Consider the following 3,785-nt stretch of genomic DNA (forward strand, 5'->3'; position numbering starts at 1 on the left):
GGCGGACATGGCGGCGCGCAGGCGGTGGACGGCCGAGCCGAGGGTCGCCGCCGCCATGTCCGCCTCCTCGATCCCGCGCGGATCGGCCCCGAGCCCTAACCCGGCCGCCGTTGCGGCGGGGTTAATGGGGCAGGGTCAGGGTCTTACCAACGTCAGGGTCTTACCAACGTCAGGGTCTTACCAACGTCACGGCTTTGCCGGCCTCAGGGCCTCGCCGGCACCGCCGTCGCCCCCGCGGTACCGGTGGGCTTCGGCGCCGTCGCTCCCGCGGTTCCGGTGGCCTCGGGCTGCTGCAGCGACAGCGTGATCGCGCGGCTGACGTGTTCGGCCATGCAGCGCAGGCCGAGGTCGTTGAGGCGGAACTGCTGGCCGAGCATGTGGCCCTCGCCCTTGTCGCTACGCCCGGCGAGGTAGCGCATCGCGTCGTAGCGCAGCACCAGCGGCACCTTCTCCTGCGTCGCCACGGTGCGCACCGACTGGACGATGCTGGTGTAGTAGGCGTCCGCCGCGAGGCTCGCGGTGTAGAGCGGGTCGACCAGCACCACGTCGATGTCGTGCGACTTGATCCACTTCACGGTCTCGGTGAGGGCGTCGGTGAAGGCGTCGAGCTCGACCCGGGCGAGGGCGTCGTGGGTGCCGACCTGCCAGATCACGAGGTCCGGCTCCACGTCGGCGACCATGCTGCGCAGCCGCTCGGCCGCGCCCGAGGCGATCTCGCCCTGGAGGCCGCGATATTCCATCACCACGTCGACGTTGGGCATCGCGCGCTCCAGCGCCGTCTCGAGCTTGACCGGATAGGTCGCCGAGGCCCCGGGCGCGGCGTTGCCGCCGATGGCGAGCACCCGCACCGGGCGGTTCTTCTGCAACGCCGCCTTCACCGCCGGAAGCTGGGACAGGGTGTAGAGCTGCGAGCCCGGGACGCGGCATTCCGGCGACAGGCTCGGATCGCCCGGCTCCGCCTCCTTGCTCCCGGCCCCGGAGGGCGGCGACACCACCATCGGGACGCCCGGCGCACGGGGCGCCTCCTGAGCTGCGACCGGCCAAGGCGCGACCGGCCAAGCCGCGAGCAGGGCGATAAGCCATGCGACGGCGATCCGGTGCATCGCGCTTGTCCTCACGACGCCACCCGGGGCTTGCGGCCGCGCCATTCCACGAACCACGCCGTCGCGCCGAGGCCGACGATGCCGACGGCGAGCACGATCATGTCGACGACCAATCCGCCGCCGGTCCGAAACCGCAAGAGCTGGCCGCCGAGGCTCAAGATCGATCCCATGGAGAACACGGCCAGGGAATTCCGGCCCAAGCCCGCAAGATACCCGACAATCAAGGGGATCCGAGGCGCGATGATACCGTAGACCGGGCCGAACGCGAGAAGGACGCCCACGAAATGTAACAGGCGTGCCGGCGTCAGGTAGGTCTTGTCGAAGGTGAACAGCAGTCGCGGGTCCGGCACCAGCATCGGATCGGGCCGGATCTCCAGCACGGAGAGCACGATCCCGAGCACGACGATCGCGATCCCGAGGGGGAACAGCCGACGCGACCAGAGCCGGAGCGTGCCCGAGGTGCGGTTCCAGTCCTGCAGCACGAAGCCGAGCACGAGCAGCAGCTGCCAGCACCACGGATCGAAGAACCAGTCGCCCTGGCCGGGCCAGGATTGCAGGTTCCACTCCTCGACCAGGCTGGCGAGATAGAGCCCGACCGAGAGCCCCAGCGCCAGGAGCCGGTTCAGCCGGGCGATCAGCACGAAGACCGGGGCAATCCCGAGCAGCACCACGTAGAGCGGCAGGATGTTGAAGAACCCGAGCTGGTGGGTCAGCAGGACCATGCCGACGACGGTCTGGATCGGGTCGGCGAAGAACCCGCCGGCATTGTGCCATTCGAGGATGAGCGGGTTGTCGAACACCAGCGCGGTGCCGGCGATCATCGCCAGCGCGATCACCATCACGGCGAGCTGCGCCCGGTAGACCTCGATGGTGCGCGACAGCAGGCGCAGGACCGAGCGCAGGCGCGGCTCGGGCGTGCCGTCGCGGCCGCGGGTGGCGATGCCGATCGACCAGCCGGCCAGGAACACGAACAGCTCGGCCGCGTCCGAGATGCCGTATTGCGAGTAGGTGTAGCGCTCGAAGGTGTTGCCGGGGACGTGGTTGATGAAGATCGTGACGAGGGCGAGCCCCCGCCAGAAGTCGATCGCGTTCGGTTCCCGCATCGCGGTGTCGGCTCCGGAAGTTCGGCGTGCGGGCTCGGCGGGCGTCGGCGCTTCGCGACGCAGCGAAGGCGGGTCCTGATACGGCGGCGCAGGCCCGACTGCAAAGGTTGGACGCGAACGAGGCGCACGACAGGTCGAACCGCCGCGCCGCGAGCCGCGTTACGCCGGGACCAAGGAGCGCACGATGTCCAGAACCCGCCCGATTTCCGTCTTCGTCCTCGCCGCCGCTCTGGCGTCGTCCCTCCCGGGGCAAGGCTTCCTCCCGGGGCAAGGCTTCCTCGCGGGGCAAGCCCTCGCCCAGGCCGAGACCGGGACCGGCGGCGGCGCGGCCTCGACGGTGACGGCGCCGAACACCTCGCGCGTCGGCCGGACCATGCCGCCCTCGACCGGGGCCGGCGCGGCCACCGCCGACGACCGCCGGACGCGCACGCCGAACGAGAAGCAGGACGACCAGCTCATGCGCGGCATCTGCATCGGCTGCAGCCCGAAATAGCGCCCGCCCGGGCGGCGGTTCATTCTGCCGCGTGTTCGCGCGCCAGCCTGAGGAGGTTCTGCCCGTAGGCGGTCTTCTTGAACAGCTCGCCGCGGGCGACGAGCTGGTCGCGACCGATGAAGCCGCGCTCGAACGCGATCTCCTCCAGGCATGCGACCTGGAGGCCCTGACGGTTCTGGATCGTGCGCACGAACTCGGAGGCTTCGAGCAGGCTGTCGTGGGTGCCGGTGTCGAGCCAGGCGTAGCCGCGGGACATCTTCTCGACGTGGAGCTGGCCCAGCTCGAGGTAGGCCTCGTTGACCGAGGTGATCTCGAGCTCGCCGCGCGGCGACGGCTTCACCGCGGCGGCGATGTCGAGCACCTGGTTGTCGTAGAAGTACAGGCCGGTGACCGCCCAGGTCGATTCCGGCTCGGTCGGCTTCTCGACCAGGCGCAACGGGCGCCCGGCCGCGTCCAGGGTGACGACGCCGTAGGCCTGCGGGTTCTCGACGTGGTAGGCGAACACCGTCGCGCCGGCCTTGCGCTCGGCGGCGCGCGCCAGCAGGTCGCTCATGCCGGCGCCGAAGAACAGGTTGTCGCCGAGGATCAGCGCCACGTCGTCGTCGCCGACGAAGTCGCGGCCGATGATGAAGGCCTGGGCCAGCCCCTCGGGCTTCGGCTGGACCGCGTAGGAGAAGCGTAAGCCGAACTGCTCGCCGGTGCCGAACAGGCGCTTGTAGTTGTCGAGGTGTTCCGGGCTCGAGATGATCAGGATCTCGCGGATGCCGGCCAGCATCAGCACCGAGACCGGATAGTAGATCATCGGCTTGTCGTAGACCGGCAGCAGCTGCTTGTTGATCGACAGCGTGGCCGGGTGAAGCCGCGTGCCGGAGCCGCCGGCCAGGATGATGCCCTTCATCGGGACGCCTCCGTTGGGACCGGCCCGATCAGGCGGTCGAGGATGGTGTCGAGAGCCTGTTGCCACGGTCGCATCGCGATGCCGTAGGCTGCGTGCAGGCTCTCGGTGGACAGTTCGGAATTGGCCGGGCGCCGCGCCGGCGTCGGGTAGGCGCTGGTCGGGATGCCGGCGACCGGCACCTCGCGCCC

Annotated in this window: 5 protein-coding genes; 1 reads left to right on the top strand and 4 read right to left on the bottom strand. The window is 70.0% G+C overall.

Annotated features, from left to right (window positions below):
• Positions 1–203: 203 nt before the first annotated feature.
• Complete coding sequence (locus FV222_RS19715; protein WP_246685555.1) at positions 204–998, bottom strand: GDSL-type esterase/lipase family protein; 795 nt, start codon at positions 996–998, stop codon at positions 204–206.
• Between the two features lie 116 nt (positions 999–1,114).
• Positions 1,115–2,206 carry an OpgC domain-containing protein gene (locus FV222_RS19720; protein ID WP_147762323.1) on the bottom strand — a complete coding sequence of 364 codons (1,092 nt, stop codon included), beginning with the start codon at positions 2,204–2,206 and terminating at the stop codon, positions 1,115–1,117.
• A 184-nt stretch (positions 2,207–2,390) separates the two neighbouring features.
• On the opposite strand from FV222_RS19720, the gene FV222_RS19725 reads away from it, so the two are divergent.
• Positions 2,391–2,699 (top strand): hypothetical protein, encoded by a 309-nt coding sequence (locus tag FV222_RS19725; RefSeq protein ID WP_246685554.1) that lies wholly within the window; start codon positions 2,391–2,393, stop codon positions 2,697–2,699.
• A 19-nt stretch (positions 2,700–2,718) separates the two neighbouring features.
• Here the strand turns inward: FV222_RS19725 and rfbA are convergent, their stop codons facing one another.
• Together rfbA and FV222_RS19735 are read right to left on the bottom strand one after the other, a co-directional pair.
• On the bottom strand, positions 2,719–3,597 hold the full coding sequence (rfbA, locus tag FV222_RS19730) for a glucose-1-phosphate thymidylyltransferase RfbA (protein ID WP_147815445.1): 879 nt from the start codon (positions 3,595–3,597) through the stop codon (positions 2,719–2,721).
• A partial coding sequence (locus FV222_RS19735; RefSeq protein WP_147815446.1) for a sugar nucleotide-binding protein occupies positions 3,594–3,785 on the bottom strand: 192 nt, incomplete at its 5' end. The genes rfbA and FV222_RS19735, both read right to left, overlap by 4 nt.

Origin of the sequence: Methylobacterium sp. WL103 (assembly GCF_008039885.1) — a bacterium.
Classification (GTDB): domain Bacteria; phylum Pseudomonadota; class Alphaproteobacteria; order Rhizobiales; family Beijerinckiaceae; genus Methylobacterium; species Methylobacterium cerastii.